At 69.5% G+C, this 22,352-nt stretch carries 20 protein-coding genes; 12 read left to right on the forward strand and 8 right to left on the reverse strand.

Annotated features, from left to right (window positions below; genetic code table 11):
- The first annotated feature begins 39 nt into the window (after positions 1–39).
- Complete coding sequence (locus HJ588_RS09875) at positions 40–1,005, forward strand: cytochrome c oxidase assembly protein (protein WP_171154448.1); 966 nt, start codon at positions 40–42, stop codon at positions 1,003–1,005.
- A gap of 35 nt (positions 1,006–1,040) precedes the next feature.
- Here the strand turns inward: HJ588_RS09875 and HJ588_RS09880 are convergent, their stop codons facing one another.
- Positions 1,041–1,961, reverse strand: coding sequence for a LysR family transcriptional regulator (locus HJ588_RS09880; RefSeq protein ID WP_171154451.1), 921 nt, complete (start codon positions 1,959–1,961; stop codon positions 1,041–1,043).
- A gap of 125 nt (positions 1,962–2,086) precedes the next feature.
- On the opposite strand from HJ588_RS09880, the gene HJ588_RS09885 reads away from it, so the two are divergent.
- Together HJ588_RS09885 and HJ588_RS09890 are read left to right on the forward strand one after the other, a co-directional pair.
- A complete protein-coding gene (locus tag HJ588_RS09885; RefSeq protein ID WP_171154454.1) occupies positions 2,087–2,746 on the forward strand; it encodes a GOLPH3/VPS74 family protein in 660 nt (219 codons plus the stop codon).
- Between the two features lie 67 nt (positions 2,747–2,813).
- Positions 2,814–3,656, forward strand: coding sequence for a Sir2 family NAD-dependent protein deacetylase (locus HJ588_RS09890; protein WP_343036658.1), 843 nt, complete (start codon positions 2,814–2,816; stop codon positions 3,654–3,656).
- Positions 3,657–3,702: 46 nt separating this feature from the next.
- Here the strand turns inward: HJ588_RS09890 and lexA are convergent, their stop codons facing one another.
- Complete coding sequence (lexA, locus tag HJ588_RS09895; protein ID WP_171154456.1) at positions 3,703–4,422, reverse strand: transcriptional repressor LexA; 720 nt, start codon at positions 4,420–4,422, stop codon at positions 3,703–3,705.
- Positions 4,423–4,746: 324 nt separating this feature from the next.
- On the opposite strand from lexA, the gene HJ588_RS09900 reads away from it, so the two are divergent.
- From HJ588_RS09900 to HJ588_RS09915, 4 genes are all read left to right on the forward strand, one after another.
- Positions 4,747–5,163, forward strand: coding sequence for a LysM peptidoglycan-binding domain-containing protein (locus HJ588_RS09900; protein ID WP_171154458.1), 417 nt, complete (start codon positions 4,747–4,749; stop codon positions 5,161–5,163).
- 449 nt (positions 5,164–5,612) lie between these two features.
- Positions 5,613–6,125, forward strand: a complete 513-nt coding sequence (nrdR, locus tag HJ588_RS09905) for a transcriptional regulator NrdR (RefSeq protein WP_171154460.1) — start codon at positions 5,613–5,615, stop codon at positions 6,123–6,125.
- A 156-nt stretch (positions 6,126–6,281) separates the two neighbouring features.
- Positions 6,282–9,197, forward strand: coding sequence for a vitamin B12-dependent ribonucleotide reductase (locus HJ588_RS09910; RefSeq protein ID WP_171154463.1), 2,916 nt, complete (start codon positions 6,282–6,284; stop codon positions 9,195–9,197).
- 351 nt (positions 9,198–9,548) lie between these two features.
- Positions 9,549–10,541, forward strand: coding sequence for a LacI family DNA-binding transcriptional regulator (locus tag HJ588_RS09915; RefSeq protein WP_343036694.1), 993 nt, complete (start codon positions 9,549–9,551; stop codon positions 10,539–10,541).
- A gap of 37 nt (positions 10,542–10,578) precedes the next feature.
- Here the strand turns inward: HJ588_RS09915 and HJ588_RS09920 are convergent, their stop codons facing one another.
- Genes HJ588_RS09920 through HJ588_RS09930 form a run of 3 tightly spaced genes read right to left on the reverse strand, consistent with a single transcriptional unit; the run spans position 10,579 to position 13,722 of the window.
- Positions 10,579–11,463 (reverse strand): carbohydrate ABC transporter permease, encoded by an 885-nt coding sequence (locus HJ588_RS09920; protein ID WP_171154465.1) that lies wholly within the window; start codon positions 11,461–11,463, stop codon positions 10,579–10,581.
- On the reverse strand, positions 11,453–12,364 hold the full coding sequence (locus HJ588_RS09925; RefSeq protein WP_171154467.1) for a carbohydrate ABC transporter permease: 912 nt from the start codon (positions 12,362–12,364) through the stop codon (positions 11,453–11,455). Before HJ588_RS09925 ends, HJ588_RS09920 begins: the two co-directional genes overlap by 11 nt.
- A gap of 11 nt (positions 12,365–12,375) precedes the next feature.
- Positions 12,376–13,722 (reverse strand): ABC transporter substrate-binding protein, encoded by a 1,347-nt coding sequence (locus HJ588_RS09930; protein WP_212755387.1) that lies wholly within the window; start codon positions 13,720–13,722, stop codon positions 12,376–12,378.
- A gap of 204 nt (positions 13,723–13,926) precedes the next feature.
- Between HJ588_RS09930 and HJ588_RS09935 the strand changes: the two genes are divergently transcribed.
- The 3 genes from HJ588_RS09935 to HJ588_RS09945 all read left to right on the forward strand — a co-directional run bounded on the left by HJ588_RS09935 (position 13,927) and on the right by HJ588_RS09945 (position 18,251).
- Positions 13,927–15,021 carry a glycoside hydrolase family 172 protein gene (locus HJ588_RS09935; protein WP_171154469.1) on the forward strand — a complete coding sequence of 365 codons (1,095 nt, stop codon included), beginning with the start codon at positions 13,927–13,929 and terminating at the stop codon, positions 15,019–15,021.
- 67 nt (positions 15,022–15,088) lie between these two features.
- Positions 15,089–16,570 (forward strand): FGGY-family carbohydrate kinase, encoded by a 1,482-nt coding sequence (locus HJ588_RS09940; RefSeq protein WP_171154472.1) that lies wholly within the window; start codon positions 15,089–15,091, stop codon positions 16,568–16,570.
- A 49-nt stretch (positions 16,571–16,619) separates the two neighbouring features.
- Positions 16,620–18,251, forward strand: coding sequence for a fucose isomerase (locus tag HJ588_RS09945; RefSeq protein ID WP_171154474.1), 1,632 nt, complete (start codon positions 16,620–16,622; stop codon positions 18,249–18,251).
- Between the two features lie 208 nt (positions 18,252–18,459).
- On the opposite strand, the gene HJ588_RS19415 is transcribed toward HJ588_RS09945, so the two are convergent.
- Positions 18,460–18,708 (reverse strand): hypothetical protein, encoded by a 249-nt coding sequence (locus HJ588_RS19415; protein ID WP_246241796.1) that lies wholly within the window; start codon positions 18,706–18,708, stop codon positions 18,460–18,462.
- A 22-nt stretch (positions 18,709–18,730) separates the two neighbouring features.
- Between HJ588_RS19415 and HJ588_RS19420 the strand changes: the two genes are divergently transcribed.
- The gene (locus HJ588_RS19420; protein ID WP_343036659.1) at positions 18,731–19,267 is read left to right on the forward strand and encodes a polysaccharide deacetylase family protein; all 537 of its coding nucleotides are present in this window, start codon (positions 18,731–18,733) and stop codon (positions 19,265–19,267) included.
- Between the two features lie 18 nt (positions 19,268–19,285).
- Here HJ588_RS19420 and HJ588_RS09955 read toward each other — a convergent pair whose 3' ends face one another.
- The gene (locus HJ588_RS09955; protein WP_171154478.1) at positions 19,286–20,404 is read right to left on the reverse strand and encodes a serine hydrolase; all 1,119 of its coding nucleotides are present in this window, start codon (positions 20,402–20,404) and stop codon (positions 19,286–19,288) included.
- A complete protein-coding gene (locus tag HJ588_RS09960) occupies positions 20,401–21,048 on the reverse strand; it encodes a histidine phosphatase family protein (protein ID WP_171154480.1) in 648 nt (215 codons plus the stop codon). The genes HJ588_RS09955 and HJ588_RS09960 overlap by 4 nt, the downstream gene beginning before the upstream one ends.
- Positions 21,049–21,155: 107 nt before the next feature.
- On the opposite strand from HJ588_RS09960, the gene serA reads away from it, so the two are divergent.
- Entirely contained in the window at positions 21,156–22,349 is a 1,194-nt protein-coding gene (gene serA, locus HJ588_RS09965; protein WP_343036660.1) for a phosphoglycerate dehydrogenase, read from the forward strand.
- The last annotated feature ends 3 nt before the right edge of the window (positions 22,350–22,352 follow it).

A 22,352-nucleotide genomic window follows, 5' to 3' on the forward strand; every position in this document is an offset into this window, starting at 1 on the left:
CATAGCCAATTGCTAGGCGGGCGCGCCATCATCCCGCGTGTGCCTCCTCTCAGCGCCACCCGCCTGCTCACCGAGTGGACCTGGTCGACCGGCGGCGTGCTGCTCGCCGTCGCGCTCACCGCCGGCTACCTCGCGCTGGTCGTGCGGGCCCGGCGGCGAGGAGTGCACTGGCCGTGGACGCGCGTCGCGCTCTTCCTGGTGCTCGGCATCGGCGTGCTGATCTATGCCACCTGCGGCCCGGTGGGGGCTTACCGCACGACGTTCATGTTCATGTTCGCGGTGCAGGTGGTGCTGGTCGGCACCATCGTGCCGGTGGGCGTCGCATTGGGGGATCCGATGCGGCTGTTCACCGCGGCGGCCGGGCACGACCACACCTGGCTGCACCGCGGCTTGCGCAGCCGCGTGGCGAAAATCGTTCTGCACCCTGCAGTTTCGGCCGTCCTCGACATCAGCGGCATCATGCTCGTCTTCTTCACCGGGTATGGCGTAGCCGCCACCCGGTCCGGGATCGTCGAGGGCCTCCTGCTGGTCCACCTGGTGACGATCGGCGTCGCGTTCGGGGTGCCGTTGCTGGTCGAGGAGTTGCTGCCCCGCTGGGCGACGCCGCCGGTGCGCATCATGCTGGCGTTCTTCGACGGGCTGATCGACGCGGTGCCGGGCATCGTGGTGTTCACCCGCAGCTACCTGCTGATGCCGACCTTCCCGGGCTTCGGTCCGGCGGCCGCTGCCGCCCGCGACGGTCTGTCACCGATGCAGGACCAGCGATTCGCCGGCGGCGCGCTGCTGCTCGCGACCGAACTCATCGGCGTGCCCGTGCTGGGAGCGGTCTTCATGGAGTGGCTGCGCTCGGACGCCGTCGAGACCCGTGAGGTCGACGCCCGGCTGGACGAGCAGGAGGCCGCCCGGCGCGCGGTCGGCGCCTCGCAGGTGGGGGAGTCGGGGGAGCCGGATGACGAACCCTGGTGGGTGAGCGATCCTCGCCTGTCCGACCGTTTCCGGCGCTGATCCGGGCGTGGTCGAGGCGGCGGTGCCGCCGCGACTCAGGAGCAGACGTTCTTGGTCTGCGCGGCCTCGCACAGCGCGTCGAGCGTGGCGGCGACCGCCGGGACCCGTTGCAGATCGGGGGTCGTGACGGCATACACGGCGCGGCGGGACGCCGGATCGATCGGGAGCGTCTTGATGCCGGGGTTGCTGGCCGAGCGGCGAATGAGATCCGGGATGAGCGAGACGCCGAGACCTTCGGCGACCAGGCCCATCACCGCGACGTAGTCCTCGGTCTCGAAGGCGACGTCCGGGGTGAAGCCGGCCCGTCCCGCGAGCGACAGCAGGTGGCCGCGACATCGCGGACAGCCGGCGATCCAGGGCTCCTCGGCGAGGTCGGCGAGCTTGACCTTCTTGGACTTGGCGAGCTTGTGGCCGATCGGCACCGCGAGCCGCACCTCGTCGTCGAGCAGTTTGCGGGTCACGAACGCGTCGAGGTCCTCCTCGCCGCGCGCGAGATCGGTGCCCTCGTAGGCGAACGCGACCGCGACGTCGCACTCGCCGGAGCGCAGCGCGGCCAGCGACTCGGGCGGCTCGGCCTCGGTGAAGCTGACGTGCACGTCGGGGAATCGCTCCTTGACCAGCGCGAGGGCTCGCGGCACGAGCGTCGAAGAGGAGGAGGGGAACGCCATCAGCCGCACCCGGCCCGCGCGCAGTCCCGCGATGGCGGCGACCTCGGACTCCGCGGCGTCCAGCGCCGAGAGCACCGGCACCGCATGCCGTGCCAGCACCGACCCGGCCTCGGTCAGCCGCACGTTGCGACCGAGCCGCTCGACGAGCACGGTGCCGGTGCGCTCCTCGAGCCGGCGCACCATCTGCGAGATCGCCGGTTGTGAGTAGCCGAGCGACGCGGCGGCCGCCGTGAAGCTGCCCTCGTCGTGGATCGCCTTGATCACCCGCAGTCCTGCCGCATCAATCATGACCCCAGAATAACCCGATGTTATTGATGATCGCCACTTGCGGTCGATCGCTAATCGAAGGGGTGGGCGCGAAACTCCGCCCCGGGGCTGATGTATGACGGGGGTCTTCGGCATACGGTCGGACCATGCTGATCTGCTGCGAAGTCCTGCTCGCCGCGACGAGTCCCGCAGGCAAGCGCCTGGCCGGTGGTGCGCAGCTCGACCTGGCGCTCGCCGGCGGGGTGCTGACCGAGCTCGCGGCCCACCAGCGGGTGGCGGTCAAGGGCTCGCGGCTCGTCGTGCTCGACGAGCGCCCGGGCGGTGACCCGTTGCTCGATCATGCGCTCGCGATCTTCGCCCAGGGTGCCGGCAAGAAGCCCGAGAAGGTGCTGCCGAGGCTCGCCAAGGGGATGACCGACCGGGTCTATGACCGGTTGGTCGCCGACGGCGCGGTGCGCCGGGACCTGGGTGGCTTCCTGCGGCCGACCAGGCATCCCGTCGTCGACGCGGCGAGGCGGGAGGCGGTGCTGCGCGCCGGCCGCCAGGTGCTCGCCGGGACCGCCCGGCCCGACCTGCACAGCGGCTCGCTGATCGCGCTGCTCACCGCCGCAGACGCAGTGACCACCGTCTACTACGCCGAGCAGTTCGGCGTCTCCGCCCGGGAGCTGAAGAAGCGCGCCAAGGCCGTCGGAGCGCAGGACTGGGCGGCCGGCGCCGCGGAGGCCGCGATCCGAAGCGCGCAGCACGCAGTGTCCGCCGCACTCGCGACCTCGGCGGTGGCGGCCAACATCGCCCTGAACAGCTGATCCGCCGTGACCGGCTGACCCCGGGGCGGCAGATCTCCGCCTCCGCCCGATGTGAGAGCTTGAAGGCGTGGTGACCACCGACCCGGACGCGTTGCGCGACCTGCTGCGCGCGGGCGGCGTCGTCGCTCTCACCGGCGCGGGGCTGTCGACCGAGTCCGGCATCCCGGACTATCGCGGCCCGGACGGCAATCGCCGCTTCCAGCCGATGACGGCGCAGGAGTTGCTCGCCGATCCGGTTGCCCGCCAACGCTATTGGGCGCGTTCGTATGTCGGTTGGCCGCGCTTCGCCGCGGCGCGGCCGAACCCCGGGCACGTCGCCCTCGCGCAGTTGCAGCGGGCCGGGGCACTGGGGCCGATCATCACCCAGAACGTCGACGGGCTGCACCAGAGCGCCGGCGCCGACCGCGTCGCCGAATTGCACGGCAGCCTCACCCATGTCGTCTGCATGCACTGCGGGGAGCGCTACCGCCGGGAGACCGTCGACGAGTGGCTGACGCTCGCCAATCCTGACTTCGACCGCTCGGCGGAAGGCCCGCTGCGGCCGGACGGTGACGTCGCGATCGCCGACGAGCTGATCAGCAGATTTCACATCGTGCACTGCATCATCTGCGGATCGGATCTGCTCAAGCCGGACGTGGTGATGTTTGGCGAGTCGGTCGCTAAAGACCTTGTCGCACAGTGCTTTTCGTATGTCGAGAACGCGTCTTCGTTGCTCGTCCTCGGGTCGTCGCTCGCGGTCATGTCGGGCTACCGATTCGTCCGGCGCGCGGCTCGGCTCGGCATACCGGTGGCGATCGTGACGCACGGGTGGACGCGCGCCACCGACGACGAGGTCAGCGTGCGGGTGGACGCCCCGCTCGGTGCCACCCTGACCGCTCTCGCGGCCGACCTCGCCCGCGCGCCCGGCTGAACCGCCGAACGCGCGCGGGGGCGGTGGGCTGGTGACTCGCGCCGGCTCAGACCCGCCGCAGCACCGCCGTGACCTTGCCGAGGATCGTCGCGTCGTCGCCGTCGATGGGTTCGTATGCCTCGTTGTGCGGCAGCAGCCAGACCTTGCCGCGGGTGCGCTTGAAGGTCTTCACCGTCGCCTCGTTGTCGAGCATCGCGGCGACGATCTCGCCGTTGCTCGCGGTCGGCTGCTGGCGCACGACGACCCAGTCGCCGTCGCAGATCGCGGCATCCACCATCGAGTCGCCGACCACCTTGAGCAGGAAGAGGTCGCCCTCGCCGACGATCTGCTTGGGCAGCGGGAAGACGTCCTCGACGACCTCCTCGGCGAGGATCGGGCCGCCGGCGGCGATGCGGCCCACGACCGGCACGTATGACGCCGACGGGCGCTCGTCGCCGAGGCCCGTCTCGTCGATGCTCGTCTCGTCGGCCGCGGTCACGCTCGACCCACCGCGGTAGCCGCGCTCGTCGCGACCGGCCTCGGGGTCGATGACCTCGATGGCGCGCGGCCGGTTGGGGTCGCGGCGCAGATAACCCTTGCGCTCGAGCATCGTCAGCTGATGTGCCACCGAGCTGGGGCTGGTGAGGCCGACGGCGTCGCCGATCTCGCGCAGGCTCGGCGGGTAGCCGCGGCGTGCGACGGAGCTGCGGATCACCTGGAGCACCTTGCGCTGCCGTGTGGTCAGGCTCTCACCCGACCGGTCCGGCAGCTTGTGAACTTTCGCCATCGCCTCATCTCCTGATCGACCCCGTGTCCACGAAAACCCGCGCCGTTCGGAGTGTTTCGGCGCGATCCCCGTGCGACCGCCGAGGGGCTGTCGGTGGTCGGTGCTTGTCTGATCTTCGTGCAGAACTTGGTACAGAACCCCGTCCAGAACTTCGCGAAGAACGTCGTGCAGCCAGAGTATGGGGTTCGGACACAGTTGCCAAACATCTGTACGACGCGTGTCTCGACAGTGTCGAACGTCCGTGCTATACATCGTACAGAGGTCCTATCGCACACGCGTTCGCAACAGCCAGCAGTGGCGAAGGCCATGGTCCAGGAGGAAGAGATGAGTGCAGTCACCCAGTGGGAGATCCCGGCGACCGTCCCGCCGCGCCCGCGGCGTCGCCTGCGGTCGGTGCCGACCGGGGCCGGTGCGACGGCGAGCGTGGCCGGTGTGCCGCAGCGGCGCGCGGTGCCGGCGCAGATCGGTGTGCGCCTCACCGCCCGCGGCCGCCGGCTGCTGGTCGCGGCTGCGGTCGTGATCCTCTGCCTGTCGGGGGCGTTCGTCGCCCGCGCCTGGGCGGCGCCCTCGGCGCCCGCCGTGCCGTCGGTCACGGTCCAGCCGGGCCAGACGCTGTCCGAGGTCGCCCATCGCGCCTACCCGCAGCTGACCACGGGCGACGCGGTGACCAAGGTGCAGCAGGCCAACTCCCTCAATTCGCTGCAGGTCCACGCCGGCCAGCGGCTCAGCCTGCCGCGCTGATCGACTCTGCCGCCGGAGAGGCGGCAGCACATGCCATGGGTCCAACCGTGTCCCGGGCTCATGGAACGGGCGGGCGCAGCACGGGATTGTGCTGCGCCCGCCCGTTGTTGACAGATAGGTGCGGCGTGGCCAGGTAAGTGCGGCTGCGGCGGCGACTGCGAGCCGGTGAGACCCGCGACACGCCGTACGACACACCCGCAATCGGCCGCTGACCTGCGCAGATTCGACGCGACGCGCCGACGTCTTGCGTGCTTGTGGTCCAGGTGCCTAACATCCCTACATCTAGTAGTTACATCGTTGGGATTCATCCACATCTAGTCCACACGTCATCCCCAAGTCATCCACCGGATACCCACACCTTCATCCACAGGGAGCGGGTTTTTCCGGTGCTTGATCGCCGGGATGGCCACACCTGCACGACCCCGCGACAGCTTCCGAGGAGGACCGCCATGCACTGCCCGTTCTGCCGGCACGACGACAGCCGCGTCGTCGACAGTCGCACCAGTGAGGACGGCACCTGCATCAAGCGTCGCCGGCAGTGCCCCAACTGCGGCAAGCGGTTCTCCACCATGGAGACCGCCAGCCTGACGGTGGTCAAGCGCTCCGGCGCGAGCGAGCCGTTCAGCCGGGGCAAGGTGCTGGTCGGCGTGCGCAAGGCCTGCCAGGGCCGTCCGGTCAGCGAGGACGACCTCGCCCTGCTCGCCCAGCAGGTGGAGGAGTCCATTCGGGCCCAGGGTGCCGCCGAGATCGACGCCCACGACGTCGGTCTGGCGATCCTCGGCCCGCTGCGCAGCCTCGACGAGGTGGCCTACCTGCGGTTCGCGAGCGTCTACCAGGCCTTCGAGGGCCTGGAGGACTTCGAGGCCGCGATCACCCTGCTGCGCGCCGAGCGGGAGGCGACCGGCGTCGAGCCGGGCGCTGTCCGGGAAACCGCTGTCGGTGGTCGCACGGACAATGCATGAGTGGCTGACGTGTGGGCGGTGTGCGACCGGCGCCGCCCACGGGGACTACGCACGAACACCGCGCGTGAACACCCGTATGAACACCGTCGATGAACGACCAGTAGCAAGCAGTTTTCGAGGCAATTTCACCGATCCGGTTCTGGAAGGAAGTTGGACATGACCGACACGGCAGACGCCAGCCCGCAGTCCCGCCGCGCCACGAGCGCAGGGAAGGGGCTGACCGTCGAGCGCATCTTCACCACGCCTGGCGTGCACCCCTACGACGAGGTCACCTGGGAGCGGCGCGACGTCGTCCAGCAGAACTGGAAGACCGGCGAGACGATCTTCGAGCAGCGCGGCGTGGAGTTCCCCGCCGACTGGTCGCTCAACGCCTCGACCATCGTCACCACCAAGTACTTCCGCGGCGCGCTCGGCACCGAGGCGCGCGAGACGAGCCTGAAGCAGCTCATCGACCGGGTAGTGCTTACCTATGTCAAGGCCGGCAAGGAGCACGGCTACTTCGCCACCGACGACGACGCCGAGATCTTCGAGCACGAGCTGACCTGGTCGCTGCTGCACCAGGTGTTCAGCTTCAACTCGCCGGTGTGGTTCAACGTGGGCACCAAGTCGCCGCAGCAAGTTTCGGCCTGCTTCATCCTGTCGGTCGACGACTCGATGGACTCGATCCTCAACTGGTACAAGGAAGAGGGCTTCATCTTCAAGGGCGGTTCGGGCGCCGGCCTCAACCTCTCCCGCATCCGGTCCTCCAAGGAGTTGCTGTCCTCCGGTGGCACCGCCTCCGGCCCGGTCTCCTTCATGCGCGGCGCCGACGCGTCCGCGGGCACCATCAAGTCCGGTGGCGCCACCCGCCGCGCGGCCAAGATGGTCGTGCTCGACGTCGACCACCCCGACATCGAGGAGTTCATCGAGACCAAGGCGCGCGAGGAGGACAAGATCCGCGCGCTGCGCGACGCCGGTTTCGACATGGACCTCGGCGGCAAGGACATCACCTCGGTCCAGTACCAGAACGCCAACAACTCGGTGCGTGTCTCCGACGAGTTCATGCGCGCGGTCGAGGACGGCACCTCGTTCGGGCTGCGTGCCCGGCACACCGGTGAGGTGATCGAGGAGGTCGACGCCCGCACGCTGTTCGACAAGATCAACAAGGCCGCCTGGGAGTGCGCCGACCCCGGCATCCAGTACGACGACACGATCAACGCCTGGCACACCAACCCCGAGACCGGCCGCATCACCGCGTCCAACCCGTGCTCGGAGTACATGTCGCTGGACAACAGCTCGTGCAACCTGGCCAGCCTCAACCTGCTGAAGTTCCTGCGCGAGGACGACACCTTCGACGCCGCCACCTTCCAGAAGGTCGCCGAGCTGGTCATCACCGCGATGGACATCTCGATCTGCTTCGCCGACTTCCCGACCGAGGCGATCGGCGACACCACGCGCGACTACCGTCAGCTGGGCATCGGCTACGCCAACCTCGGCGCGCTGCTGATGGCCACCGGCCACGGCTACGACTCCGAGGGCGGCCGGTCGCTCGCGGCGGCGATCACCTCGCTGCTGACCGGCGCGGCATACAAGCGCTCGGCGGAGCTGGCCGGCATCGTCGGCCCCTACGCCGGATACGCCCGCAACGCCGAGGCGCACCAGCGGGTGATGCGCAAGCACCAGGCCGCCAACGACGCGGTCCGCACGCTGGACGCGATGGACTCCGAGGTGCACCGCTACGCGACCAAGGCCTGGGCCGACGTCGTGGAGACCGGTGCCCGCAACGGCTACCGCAACGCGCAGGCCTCGGTGCTCGCACCGACCGGCACCATCGGCTTCATGATGGACTGCGACACCACCGGCATCGAGCCCGACTTCTCGCTGGTGAAGTTCAAGAAGCTGGTCGGCGGCGGATCGATGCAGATCGTCAACCAGACGATCCCGCGGGCGCTGGCCAAGCTCGGCTACCAGGACGAGCAGATCGAGGCGATCGTCGAGCACATCGCCGAGAAGGGCCACGTCATCGACGCCCCCGGTCTCAAGCCGGAGCACTACGAGGTCTTCGACTGCGCGATGGGGGAGCGGGCGATCGCTCCGATGGGTCACGTGCGGATGATGGCGGCGGTGCAGCCGTTCCTCTCCGGCGCGATCTCCAAGACCGTCAACCTGCCCGAGAGCGCGAGCGTCGACGACATCGCCGAGGTGCACCTCGAGGGCTGGAAGCTCGGGCTGAAGGCGCTCGCGGTCTATCGCGACAACTGCAAGGTCGGCCAGCCGCTCTCCGACGGCAAGAAGTCGGAGAAGCCGCAGGACGAGGCGCAGGAGCAGCCGGAGAAGATCGTCTACCGGCCGGTCCGGCGGCGGCTGCCCAAGCGGCGCAACAGCCAGACCACGTCGTTCGCGGTGGCCGGTGCCGAGGGTTACCTGACCGCCGGCACCTACGAGGACGGCACCCTCGGTGAGCTCTTCCTCAAGCTCGGCAAGCAGGGCTCGACCCTCGCCGGGATGATGGACGCGTTCTCGATCGCGGTCTCGGTCGGCCTGCAGTACGGCGTGCCGCTGGAGACCTACGTCGAGAAGTTCACCAACCTGCGGTTCGACCCGGCCGGCATGACCGACGACCCGGACGTGCGGATGGCGCAGTCGATCATGGACTACGTCTTCCGTCGCCTGGCGCTGGATCACCTGGACTTCGAGACGCGGTCGTTCATGGGCATCCACACCGCCGCCGAGCGGGCCCGCCAGCTCGAAACCGGTTCGTATGCCGAGGAGTCCGACGACGACGAGGTGGCCGACGAGATCGCGTCCTACTCGCAGTCGGTCGGTGCGACCTCCAAGAAGAGTGACGACGTCGAGCAGGTGGAGGACTCCGCGGCGCCGGCCGATGCGGCCGAGGCCGACTTGGAGTCCGGCTCCGGTGCGGCCGACGCCCGCGCGGTGTCCGGCGAGATCCACTCGTCGGCCGAGCTGCTGGAGAAGTTCCAGGGCAAGGCCGCCGACGCGCCGATCTGCATGACCTGCGGCACCAAGATGCGTCCCGCCGGTTCCTGCTACGTCTGCGAGGGCTGCGGCTCGACCAGCGGCTGCAGCTGATCGCCCCGGTGGCCGGGCGCTGAGCCGCCCGGCCACCCACCGGCAACGGTCCCGTCCCGTGGTTCGAGCCACGAGGCGGGACCGTTTCGCGTCTCCTGGCTCCTCATCCGCGACTGAGGGCTCCTCAATCCGCGACTGACGGCTCCCTCGCCGAATGACGCCCCGATCCGGCCGTCGGTCGCCGGGGAAGGCGTCACTCGGCGGGAAGGGTGCCTCCGGCGGGGAAGTGAGCGTCGGCGCGGAAATCGTTTGCCGACCGGTAAGGTCTGCGGTCGAGAGGGAGAGCGTCCCGAACGCACGGCATGGCCGTCGTCGGCCCGGACCGTGTGAGGAGGAAGCGCCATCGTCACCATCAAGGACGTCGCCGCAGCGGCGGGCGTGTCGGTGGCCACGGTCTCCCGCGCCCTCAACAACCAGGCAACCGTCGACGCCGACCTCGCCGACCGGGTGCGGGTCGCCGCGGCCGAGCTCGGCTACCGGCGCAACGGGGTGGCGCGCAGCCTGCGCCTGCAGCGCACCGACGTCTGGGCGCTGATCATCTCCGACATCGCCAACCCGTTCTTCACCGCCGTCGCCCGGGGCCTGGAGGATGTGGCGCAGGAGCAGGGCTACTCGGTGGTGCTCTGCAACTCCGACGAGGACCCCGCCAAGGAGGCGCGCTACCTCGACGTCGCCGTGCGCGAGCAGGTCAGCGGAGTCGTGCTGTCGCCCAACGAGGTGAGCAGCGACATCTCCCACCTGCAGCGGCTCGGCGTCCCGGTGGTCGCGATCGACCGCCCGTTGCGCGAGCCGGTGGACTCGGTGCTGGTGCGATCCGCCGCCGGCGCCGAAGAGGCGACCGCGCACCTGCTGGAGCAGGGTTGGCGCAGACCCGCCTGCATCACCGGTCCGGAGTCGGCCGGCACCGCGGTGCAGCGGCTCACCGGCTACCGCCGGGCGATGGCAGCGCACAGCAGCCGACCACCGAAAAACCTTGTGCGCTATGCCGATTACCGCGCAGACCGCGCGGGCGAGGCCGCCGCCGACCTGTTGGACGGTCGCTACCCGCCGGACGCATTCTTCGTGGCCAACTCCGAGATGGCGCTCGGGGTGCTGGAGGAGCTGCGCCACCGGCAGCTGCTTCCCGGCCGCGACGTCGGGCTGGTGGCCTTCGACGACGCGCCGTGGACGCCGTTCACCGAGCGGCCGCTGACGGTCGTGGCCCAACCGGCATACGAGATGGGCGTGCTCGCCGGGCGCCTGCTGCTCGACCGCATCGGGGTGCCGCTAGATGCGCAGCCACCCGCGCGCACCCGTCGCCTGCGCACCGAACTCGTCGTGCGGGGGAGCTCGCTGCGCGGGTGACGGCCGCCCGGCGGTCTACGTGCCGGTGTACGTGGCGCTACTTCAGCCCGCTGCTCTTCATCGACTCGATCAGCCAGCGCTGCCCGAGCAGGAACACCAGGATCGTCGGGATGACTGCGATCAGCGACCCGGCGAGCACGTAGTTGTACGCCGAGGCGTACTGGCCCTGCAGACTCGACATGCCGACCTGCACCACCGCGAGGTCCGGGTTGGAGGTGATCACCAGCGGCCAGAGGAAGGCGTTCCAGTTGGCGAGGAAGAACAACACCGAGAGCGAGGCGAGCGCCGGCCGGGAGAGCGGCAGCACGACGTGCCAGAACAACCGCGGATAGCCGCAGCCGTCGAGCTGAGCCGCGTCCTCGAGCTCGGTGGGGAAGTTCAGGTAATACTGCCGCAGCAGGAAGATGCCGAACGCGTTGAAGATCATCGGCACGATCAGGCCCGCGAAGTTGTCGAGCAGCCCGAGTGCCTTGGCGATCAGGAACAACGGCACCAGGATGACCGGCAGCGAGACCAGCATGGTCGACACCATCGCGCTCAGCACCAGGCCGCTGCCGCGAAAACGTAGACGGGACAAGGCGTATGCCGCCATCGAGTGGAAGAGCAGCGCCAGAGCCGTGACGACGACCGACACGATCGCGCTGTTGAGCAGGTAGCGGGGGAACGGCACCTCGGTGAGCACGAACGTGAGGTTGTCGAAGGTCCAGCGGGACGGCAGCCCGCCCGAGAACGACTCACCCTCGGGCTTGAATGCGGTGAGCAGCAACCAGACCAGCGGGAACACGGTGATCAGCGCGACCGCCCAGGCGATCACCGCACGGGCCAGGTGACCCGCGCGGGGGCGCCGGCGGCGCACCGGGCGGGGCGGCGTGCGGGGTGGGGCGTCGACGGTCCTGGTGACGTCGGTGGTCTCAACGGGCATGGAGTCGTCCTCCTCCGGTGACCTTGAACAGCGCTGCGGTGACGATCACCAGGAAGAGCACGAGGATCACCGTGATCGCGGCGGCATACCCGAAATGCCCGAAGCTGAAGGCCTGTTGGTAGATGTAGAACACAACGGTCGACGTCTGGTTGTCCGGGCCGCCCTTGGTCAGCACGAAGACCAGATCGAAGGCTTGCAGGCCGGTGACCGACGCCACCAGCGACGTGATGAGCACGAAGAAGCTGGTCGGGCCGAGTAGCGGCCAGATGACGTGCCGGAATCGCTGCCAGCCGCCGGCGCCGTCGACCCGCGCCGCGTCGAGGTGCTCGCCGTTGATGTCGTTGAGCCCGGCGAGGAAGAGCAGCATCTGATAGCCCATCGAATACCAGACACTGATCAGCACGTAGGTCGGCAGCGCCCACTTCGGGTCGCCGAGGAAGGAGACGTCGCCGAGACCGAACGGCCTGCCCATCTTGGTGAGCACGCCCTGCTTGTCCACCAGCAGGAACTGCCAGAGCAGTCCGATCACCACCAGGCTCAACGCATTCGGCAGGAACAGCAGCGTGCGCACGACGCCGACGCCGGGGAACGTGTTCCACACCAGCAGCGCCAGCCCGAGGCCGAACGCGAAGGACAGCGGCACGAAGAGGACGACATATTTGACCGTCACCCAGATTGCCCGGCCGAGCATCGGATCGGACAGCATGCGGTGGAAGTTGTCCAGGCCGACCCACCGGTAGTTGCCGAAGCCGTCGACATCGAACAGTGAGAGTGCAAGGGCGAAAACCATGGGTATGGCGACAAAGACGAGCAGGCCGACCGCGTCCGGCGCAAGGAAGAGCCATGCTGCCCGCGTTTCCCGCTTGTGCCGGTCGGCGGACAGCGCTGCACCGCGCCTCATCGTTTCGGATGTCACAGGATCGACCCGCCTCGGTAGGTGAGTAGGAAGTTGTCGATGACGTCGGACGCCTGGCGTGCCGCGCCGCCCGGCGCGTTGCCGCTGAGCTGGGTGCTCTGGATCGCGTCCGAGATGGCCTTGTAGACCTCGGGCGGATAGCGGGGCTCCGATCGCAGGGTCGGCGCGATGGAGGTCGCGAAGGTCTTCAAGACCCCGGAGGTGAAGTCGCCATGTGCTTCGGCGGCCTTGCGCACGCTCTCGCGCGGCGGCAGGTTGGTCTTGGCGACGGTGTTCCAGCGGCGCGCCCGGTCGACGCCCGCGGCGTCGGTGGAGGCGAGCGCCCAGGCGACGAAACGCGCTGCGGCCTCCGGGTTCTTGCCGCGTGCATTCACCGCGAAGGCCCAGCCACCACCGTCGGTGACCTGCTTGCCACCCTCGGGGATCGGCAGCGGGAAGATCCCGTAGTCGAACTTGGGGGCCTGGGTCTTGAGGTCGGCAACGGCCCAGATGCCCGACTGCTGCATGGCGCAGTAACCGGCGACGAGGTTGGACGGGGTGTCACCCGAGCCGCCGCCGAGGGCCGCCTTGGGCGAGATGCCGCGGCGCTGGGTCTCCCGCCAGAAGCCGAGCGCGTTGCGCGCGGGCTCGGAGTCGAAGATGCTCTTGCCGTCCGCGACCGCGCCACCCCCGCCCTGCCACAGGAACGGATACCAGACGAAGTTCTGGTAGTAGCCGGGCAGGGTCTCGAAGAGGGCGCCGAATCGGTTGCGGCTGGTGAGTTTCGCGCCGACGTCGAGAAACTGGTCCCAGGTGCGCGGCAGGTCCGACTCCGCCAGGTGCGCCTGCTCGAAGGCCCGCTTGTCGTAGTAGATGACCAGCGGCTCGATCTCCATCGGGAGCGCGTAGACCCTGTCATCGACGGTCCTGGTGTCCAGCGCGCCCTTCACGTAGTCCTCCCGGGCGCCCGCCGGCAGGTAGGGCGTGAGGTCGAGCAGTGCCCCGCCGTTCTGATAGCGCAGGAAGTCACCCGGGCTGAGCAGGAAGATGTCCGGGCCCGACCCCGCGGAGAAGGCGGTCTGCAGGGTGTTGCCGTTCATATATGCCGAGCCGGCGATGAACCGGGGACGCACCTTCACGTCGTTGTTGCGGTTCCACTCGTCGGTGACCGACCGGAACCAGTCGCTGGTGGACGACGGCGTCGGGCTCGGGCCGTAGAAGTTCCAGAAGGACAACTCGTGCGGGTTGTCGGATCCGCAGGCCGTGAGGAGCGCCGCAGCCCCGGCCCCGATACCCATGCCGAGCAGGCCGCGACGGGACACCAGGTTGCTGCGTGGGCGCTGTGCCACAGCGATTTTCGTCATCGATGAGCCCTACTGTCGAAGATGCCCGAACGGAGGCAGCACTAGTGCGCACTCGACGGGAAAACGATTACTGACCATAGGTGTGCGGATCCGGGCGGTCAAGCGATTCGCGTGATCCAGATCACCGGATCCGGTTGACCGGCACGGTCGCGGCTGGGTAGTTTCGGACCGTCCTAGAAAACGATTACTCCTGAATGGACCGGCATGACATTCGACCTGGCGCGCCTCCGGGACGCGCGGACGCGTTCGATCTCCCCGGAGAACTTCGACGGCAGGAAGGGCGGTGGCGCGAGGGCCACCGAGGGCACCGGAGCCGACTGCGCCCGAGAGCTGGGCATCGGGTGGAAGATCTCGCCGAGTGTCGACATCGAGCCGGGAGCCACGTTCGTGCTGGCCGAGATCGACGGTCCGGGAGTCATCGAGCACCTCTGGGCGACGACACATCGGGACAACTGGCGCACCCTGGTGTTGCGCGCCTACTGGGACGGGGCGGCGGAGCCGGCGATCGAGGTGCCGTTCGGTGACTTCTTTGCCAACGGATGGGGGCAGTTCGCGCAGGTGTCGTCGGCGATGGTGGCGGCCAACCCCCACGGCGGCTTCAACAGCTACTGGCCGATGCCCTATCGCTCGGGTGCGCGGCTGACGCTGGAGAACCTCGCGGACGAGCCGGTGACGGTCTACTACCAGCTCACCTACGAGGAGGGTGCCACGCAGGACGGGTCCGGCTACCTGCACGCACACTTCCGGCGCTCCAATCCGTTGCCCTACAAGCAAACCCACCCGATCGTCGACGGCGTGACGGGCAGCGGTCACTACGTCGGCACCTATCTCGCCTGGGGCGTCAACAGCCCCGGCTGGTGGGGCGAGGGCGAGGTGAAGTTCTACCTCGACGGCGATCGTGAGCAACCCGACGGGGCGTTCCCGACGATCTGTGGCACCGGCACCGAGGACTATTTCGGCGGGGCCTGGAACTTCGACGTGCCGGGGCAGGGCTACACGTCCTACACGACCCCCTATCTGGGTATGCCGCAGGTCATCGCGCCCGACGGTCTCTATCGCTCGCAACAGCGCTTTGGGATGTACCGCTGGCACGTGCCCGACCCGATCCGCTTCGCACAGGACCTCTCGGTCGACGTGCAGGCGCTCGGCTGGCGGCCCAACCATCGCTATCGCCCGCTGACCGACGACATCGCCTCGACCGCGTTCTTCTACCTCGACCGGCCCACGGCGGAGCGTCCGCCATTCCCCGGCCGCGAGCAGCTGGAGGTCACCGGCGAGCCGATGGCCCCGATGCAGTGAAACCCGATGCAGTGAAACCCGAGGCAGAGCCGTCCGGCGCAATGCCGTCCGGCGCGGAGAGCGACTCATGACCACACCGGCCGTGCTCGGGGTCGACATCGGGACCTCCAGCAGCAAGGGCGTGCTGGTCGGTCTCGACGGACGCGTGCTGGCGCAGGCTGCGCGGGCGCACCGGGTGGACCGTCCCCACCCGGGTCACGTCGAGATGGACGGCCGCATCTGGTGGGACGAATTCCGCAGTCTCGCAGCCGAACTCGTGACGGCCGACATCGGCGTTGTCGCGGTCGGAGTGAGCGGCATGGGGCCGTGCGTCCTGCTCGCCGACGAGGAGGACCAGCCCGTGCGGCCGGCGATCCTTTACGGCGTCGACACCCGCGCCGGGAAGCAGATCGACGAGCTCGACGCAGAGTACGGGGCGCAGGAGATCCTGCGGCGCGGCGGTTCGGCACTGACGAGCCAGGCCGCAGGCGCGAAGATCGCCTGGGTGCGGGAGAACGAACCCGACGCCTATGCGCGCGCACGCCGGCTTTTCATGCCGGCGTCGTGGCTGGTCCGAAGGCTCACCGGCGCATACGTCCTGGACCATCATTCGGCCAGCCAGTGCACGCCGATGTACGACCTGCGCGACGCGGACTGGGCGCAGCCGTGGGCCGCGCAGGTCGCGCCGGGGATCGAGCTCCCGCGGTTGCGCTGGGCCGGCGAGGCGGCCGGCACCGTCACTGCGGCCGCTGCCGCCGAAACTTCTCTGCCGCAAGGGATCCCGGTCATCACCGGCACCATCGACGCGTGGTCGGAGGCAATCAGCGTCGGCGCACACGAGGTCGGCGATCTGATGCTGATGTACGGCACCACCATGTTTCTCGTCAACACCGTGCGGGAGCCGATCGCGGTGCCGTCGCTCTGGGGCCCGGTCGGCGCGCTGCCCGGCACGTTCAGCCTAGCCGGCGGCATGTCGACGACCGGTGCGATCACCGCCTGGCTGCAAGAGCTCTACGGCGCCCCTGACTTCGCCACGCTCACCGAGGAGGCGGCGCAGGTCGCCCCCGGGTCGGACGGTCTGCTGATGCTCCCCTACTTCGCGGGCGAGCGGACCCCGATCATGGACCCGCAGGCGCGGGGCGTGATCGCCGGACTGACGCTCTCGCACGGGCGGGCGCACCTCTACCGATCTGCGCTGGAGGCAACGGCATTCGGGGTCCGGCAGAACATCGAGACGATGCTGGACGCGGGTGCGGACCTGGACCGTGTCGTCGCCGTCGGCGGCGGTGCGGCCAGCGACCTGTGGCCGCAGATCGTCAGCGACGTCACCGGTCGCGAACAGGTGCTCCCGCAGCGCACCATCGGCGCGTCATACGGTGCCGCCTTCCTGGCCGCCTCGCTCGTCGGCACGCCGTCGATCGAGGAGTGGAACCCGCCGCGCGGCACGTCCCGGCCCGATGCCGCGCGGCACCGCGTCTACGACCGGATGTACCCCCTCTATCGGCGCCTGTATGACGAGACGCGCGACGTCGTGCATGCCCTGGCGGACCTGCACTCCTCGCCCGACTGACCAGAATCCCGCTGACCGCAACACGATTGACAACCCAAGGAGAGCGCCCATGACGACCTACGACCTCCCGACCGTCCGACCGGAAGCCGTCGCGGCGCCGGGGGAGGTCTGGACCGTCGCGAGCGGCGACCTGCGGCTGTCGGCCAACCAGACGTGCTGGCCGGTGCAGGAGCAGCTGGAGAAGGATCTGGGCGCGGCGGTCACCGCGCTCGGGCACACGGTGCGTCGCGGCCATCGGTTCGATCCGGACAAGGGGCACGGTTTCATCGACAGCCAGCGCGCCGGCATCGACATCTTCAAGCAGATCCCGCCGGACGCCCCGCTGATCGTCGCCGAGGGCGTCTGGCAGTACTCCCATCACGTGCTCGCCGGTCTGCGATCGCACCGCGGGCCGATCCTGGTCGTCGCCAACTGGAGCGGTGAATTCCCAGGATTGGTAGGCCTGCTCGGTCTTTCGGGGAGTCTCACCAAGGCCGGTGTCGCGCACTCCGTGCTGTGGAGCAAGGACTTCACCGACGAGTGGGCACGCGACGGTCTGCGCACCTGGCTGGAGACCGGCAAGCTGACCCACGACACCAGCCACGTGCGCGACCTCGGTGCCCAACCGGACAGTCCAGAGCGGGAGCTGGGTCGCGCGTTGGCCCGGCAACTGCAGACCGACAAGGCCATCGCCGGCGTCTTCGACGAGGGCTGCATGGGCATGTACAACGCGATCTTCGACGACGAGCTGATCAATCCGCTCGGCATCTACAAGGAGCGGCTGTCGCAGAGCGCGTTGGTCGCCGAGATGCGACAGGTGACCGACCGCGAGGCGAAGGCCGTGCACCAGTGGCTGCTCGATCGCGGGATGACGTTCCACCTCGGTGAGGACGAGGCCACCGAGCTCACCGAGGCGCAACTGCTCAGCCAGTACAAGATGTATGTCGCGGCGCTCCGCATCGCCGACGACTTCGGCCTCGACGCGGTCGGCATCCAATATCAGCAAGGCCTCAAGGACACCGTGGCCGCGAGCGACCTCGCCGAAGGTCTGCTCAACAACGTCGAGCGGCCCCCGGCATACAGCAGGGACGGTGAGCGCGAGCTCTACGCCGGCAAGGCGCTCCCGCACTTCAACGAGGTCGACTGGGGCGTCGCCGTCGACGCACTGGCGACCAACCGGGTCTGGACCGCGATGGGCCTCGACCCGGCGACGACGCTGCACGACGTGCGCTGGGGTGAGGAGTATGACGGGAGATTCGTCTGGGTGATGGAGATCTCCGGCTCGGTCCCGGCCGCGCATAACGGCGGCTACGACAAGTCCTACTCGATGCGCCAGCCCCCGATGTACTTCCCGCTCGGCGGCGGCACGCTGAGCGGAGTCTCGAAGCCGGGGGAGATCGTGTGGTCCAGGGTCTTCATCATGGACGGCGTGTTGCACGCGGATCTCGGCCGGGCGAGCGCGATCGCGTTGCCGGAGAAGGAAACCCAGCGCCGGCTGGACGCAACAACACCGGCCTGGCCGATCATGCACGCGGTGCTGCACGGGGTGACCCGCGACCAGTTCATGGCCCGTCACAAGGCCAACCACCTCAACGTCGCCTACGCGCCGGACGCCGGCGCCGCCGACCGGGCGCTGGCCGCGAAGGCGGCGATGTTCGACGCGCTGGGCATCGCGGTGCACCTGGTGGGTGACGCCGGCTGAGGCCATGGGGTGGTCACCCCATCACGACCTGGGCGTGGCCGACAACCTGAGCGAGTGCTGCGACGTCTCATGGGTGGACGAGCTGCAGGGGGCAGCACGATCACTCGGGGGGAAGCATGTCTCGCAAGGGTTTTCGCACGGGAGCGATCGCGGCCGCACTGGCGGCGACGCTCAGCACCGCGGCGTTCGTGACCGCGTCGGCCGACACTCAGCAGGGTGCGGTCAGCGCGACGCGATCGCTGCTCGGGGTGCCCGCGGCCGACGGCTCGGGCGCGCCGAGTCCGGAGTCGGCACCGACGACACCGACACCGACAACGACAACGACAACGACACCGCCGGCGCCGTCTCCGTCGGAGTCTCCGTTGTCGCCGTCATCGAGGTCGTCGACGCCGGCGCAACCGTCATCGCCAGCGTCGCCGTCAGCGTCCTCGGCGCCGACGCAGGCACCGGCACCCACGCCCGTGCAGGGCGGCGGCGCGGTGCAGCTGACGTTCGACGACGGACCGGACCCGCGGTGGACGCCGCAGATCCTCGAGATCCTGTCCGAGAACAACGCAACCGCAACCTTTTTCAACATCGGCCAGAGCGCCGCGCACTATCCCGACCTGGTGCGGCAGATCCGGGCTCAGGGGTCGCAGGTGGCCAACCACACCTGGGATCACCCGTCCCTGCCGTCGCTCGGCACCGCCGCGATCACCCGCGAACTCGACCGCACCGATGCCGCCCAGGGACGCACACCCTGCGTCCGGCCGCCGTATGGCGCGACGAGCGCGCGCGTGCGGTCGCTCATCGAGGCACGGGGGCAGCGCCAGGAGCTCTGGGACATCGACACCCGCGACTGGGCGCGACCGGGCGTGGCGTCGATCGAAGCTCAGCTGCTCAGCGCGACGCCCGGCTCGACCGTGCTGATGCACACTGGCGGTGGTGACCGGTCCCAGACCGTCGCCGCACTGCGCGACGCACTGCCGAAGCTGCGGGCGAAAGGCATTGCGCTGCAGGGCATCCCGGGCTGCTGACGGGTGCCCGCACGCGCATCAGCGGGCGAGCGTGTCCGCGGCCGTCTGGGCGAGCGCGTTGAAGGCGGCCGGGGCGACGCTGCCTTGCGACGCGGCCATCACCACCAGCACCTGGTCGCCGGCGGGGCTCTCGGCATACCAGCTGCCGGTTTGCACGCCGACGACCGTGCCGCCCTTGAAGGCGGGGTTGCGCCAGGACACCGGCAGGCGGATGCCGGTGTACGGCACCTGCCGGATCGTGCGCAACGGTTCGAGGCCACGCACCTGGGCGAGGCGGTGGAGTGTGACGTGGGCGCGGGCGATGTCCTCGGGCGTGGCGAAGTAGCCCAGGCCCGACTGCCAGCGCGGCACGACACCGGCGCCGGTCGCCGCCGGCACCGGTGATCCAGGTGCCGTCGCCGGCCGCAGCAGCTCGGTGCGCCGCGCGGTGGAGGCGCCGGACCACGCGTTGCGCGCAGCGACCGCCGCCGGAGCGGTCGACCACTCCAGCCACATGTCCTGCCGGATCGTGATGAAGGGGCTCAACCGGTCCGGGTGCGAATGCCCAGTGCTGACAACGGCTTTGGCCAACGCGTCCTGACCGAGGGTCCGGATCAGCAGGTCGGTCGCGGTGTTGTCCGAGATCTGCATCATCAATCGGGCGGCCTCCTGCACCGTGACGGTCGACCCGGGCGCGCGCCCGATCAGGCTCCCGCTCCCGGCGGCCGCGTCGGTGGCCTGCAGGGTCAGCGGCTGCGACCAGCGCAACCGGTCTGATCGCACCGCCTCGGCGACGGCGACCAGCACGAACAGCTTGACCATCGAGGCGAGCGGTTGCGGGTCGGCCGGCCCGCTGCGATGGACCAGTCGCAGGGTGGAGTCACCCGCGAGGGTGCCGGCGAGCACCGAGACCTGCGGTGCGACGGCCGTGGACCGGGCGTCGACCTGTCGCCAGGCGGCGTCGGCCGGGCCGCTCGGCGGCACGATGCGCAGCGCGGCCGGGCCGGACGGTTCGGGGGAAGGGGAGCGCGACGGCTTCGGCGCGGCCGACGTGGACGGGGCTGCCGTCATCCGGGAGCTGCTGCAACCGGCGAGCAGCAGCGCTGCCGCGCCGAGGGTCGCGGTGCGACGGCTCGGACCGTGGGAGCCGCCGGTCACCGGTAGGTCACCAGCGACCGGTCGTGCTCCAGGTGGCCGTGCTCGTTGAAGGTCAGCGCCGTGAGGCCACGGCCGCTCGAGAGCACCTTGCTGATCGAGGCGTTGACCACCACCGTGTTGAGCTGCGCCCACCGGGTCGCGTCGCCGCCGAGCAGCCGCGCGGCGAGCAGCCCGATCACGCCGCCGGAGGTGACCACGACCGCCGTGTCGTCACCGGCCACCGCCTCCAGGGCGGCGGTGCAGCGCGCGTCGAACTCGGCGAACGTCTCCTGCGCGGCAGCCGCACCCGTGGTCCACGCGGCGACCGCCTCGAGATAGGCCCGGTGGAACTCCTTGCTGTCGGTGAAGTCGCCCGACCGGCCCGTGGTGGCGAGGAAGTCGTCCAGCACCGCGGTGTGGTCGAACTCGTCCCAGCGCGCATCGACCCGCGGCTCGAGGTCCCACCCGGCGGCGTCGGCGAGCGCGGCCAGCGTGTCGCGCTGGCGCCGCAGCCCGCCGCTGACCAGCCGGTCCGGGCGTATGCCGCGGGCGGCGAGCGCCGCTCCTGCGATGCGGGCCTGCTCGCGGCCGCGGTCGGCGAGCACGTCGTAGTCGTCGGCGCCGAAGGACGCCTGGCCGTGTCGGACGAGGTAGATGACTCCCACGTGGCTCGACGCTACCGGTCGGTCGGCGGCGCCCGTCATACGAGACCGATGGCCGTATGCCGGACACCGGGCGAGGCCGCCCAGGCCCGGATGGGAGACTGCCGTGCGTGAAGGCGCTGTTGTTGGAAAGCATCCACCCGCTCGCCGAGTCGATCCTGCGCGACGCCGGCATCGAGGTCGACGTGCGCACCGGCGCGCTCGACGAGTCCGAACTCATCGACGCCCTGCGCGGCGTCGACCTGGTCGGCATCCGGTCCAAGACCGAGATCACGCCGGCCGTGCTCGACAAGGCGACCGATCTGAAGGCGATCGGTGCCTTCTGCATCGGCACCAACCAGATCGCGCTCGGCGACGCCGCCGGCAAGGGTGTGGTCGCGTTCAACGCGCCGTTCTCCAACACCCGCAGCGTGGTCGAGCTCGCGATCGCCGAGATCATCATGATGGCGCGCCGGCTGACCGAGAAGGACAGCTCGCTGCACGACGGCGTCTGGGACAAGAACGCCAAGGGCTCGCACGAGATCCGCGGCCGCCGGCTCGGCATCGTCGGCTACGGCAACATCGGCTCCCAGCTGTCGGTCGTGGCCGAGATGCTCGGGCTGCAGGTCTACTTCTACGACACCGACGACAAGCTCGCGATGGGCAACGCGCACCGTTGCGACAGCCTCGATGAGCTGCTCGGCATCGCCGAGGTCGTCACCCTCCACGTCGACGGGCGCTCGGGCAACGCCGGCTTCTTCGGCGCCGAGCAGTTTGCCAAGATGCGTCCGCGCTCGCTCTTCCTCAACCTGTCGCGCGGCTTCGTGGTCGACTACGAGTCGCTGCGCGACAACCTCCGGTCGGGGCACATCGCGGGCGCGGCCGTCGACGTCTTCCCGAGCGAGCCGAAGAAGCGCGGCGACGCGTTCACCTCGCCGCTGCAGGGCATCCCCAACGTCATCCTCACCCCGCACATCGGCGGCTCCACCGAGGAGGCGCAGGAGGACATCGGCCGCTTCGTGGCGACCAAGCTGCGCGACTACGTCGACCGCGGCACGACCACGCTGAGCGTCAACCTGCCGTCGCTGACCCTGGAGGCCCGGCCCGGCGGCCGGCGCATCAGCCACCTGCACGTCAACACCCCCGGTGTGCTGGCGAAGGTCAACAGCATCTTCGCCGCGCACGGGGTGAACATCGAAGGTCAGCTGCTCAACACCCGCGGTGAGAACGGCTACGTGGTGACCGACGTCGCCGAGTTGCCCGACGCGGCGGTGGAGGAGCTGCGTGCGATGCCGGAGACGATCCGGCTGCGCGTCATCGACTGACGG

Source organism: Flexivirga aerilata (genome assembly GCF_013002715.1).
Classification (GTDB): Bacteria; Actinomycetota; Actinomycetes; order Actinomycetales; family Dermatophilaceae; genus Flexivirga; species Flexivirga aerilata.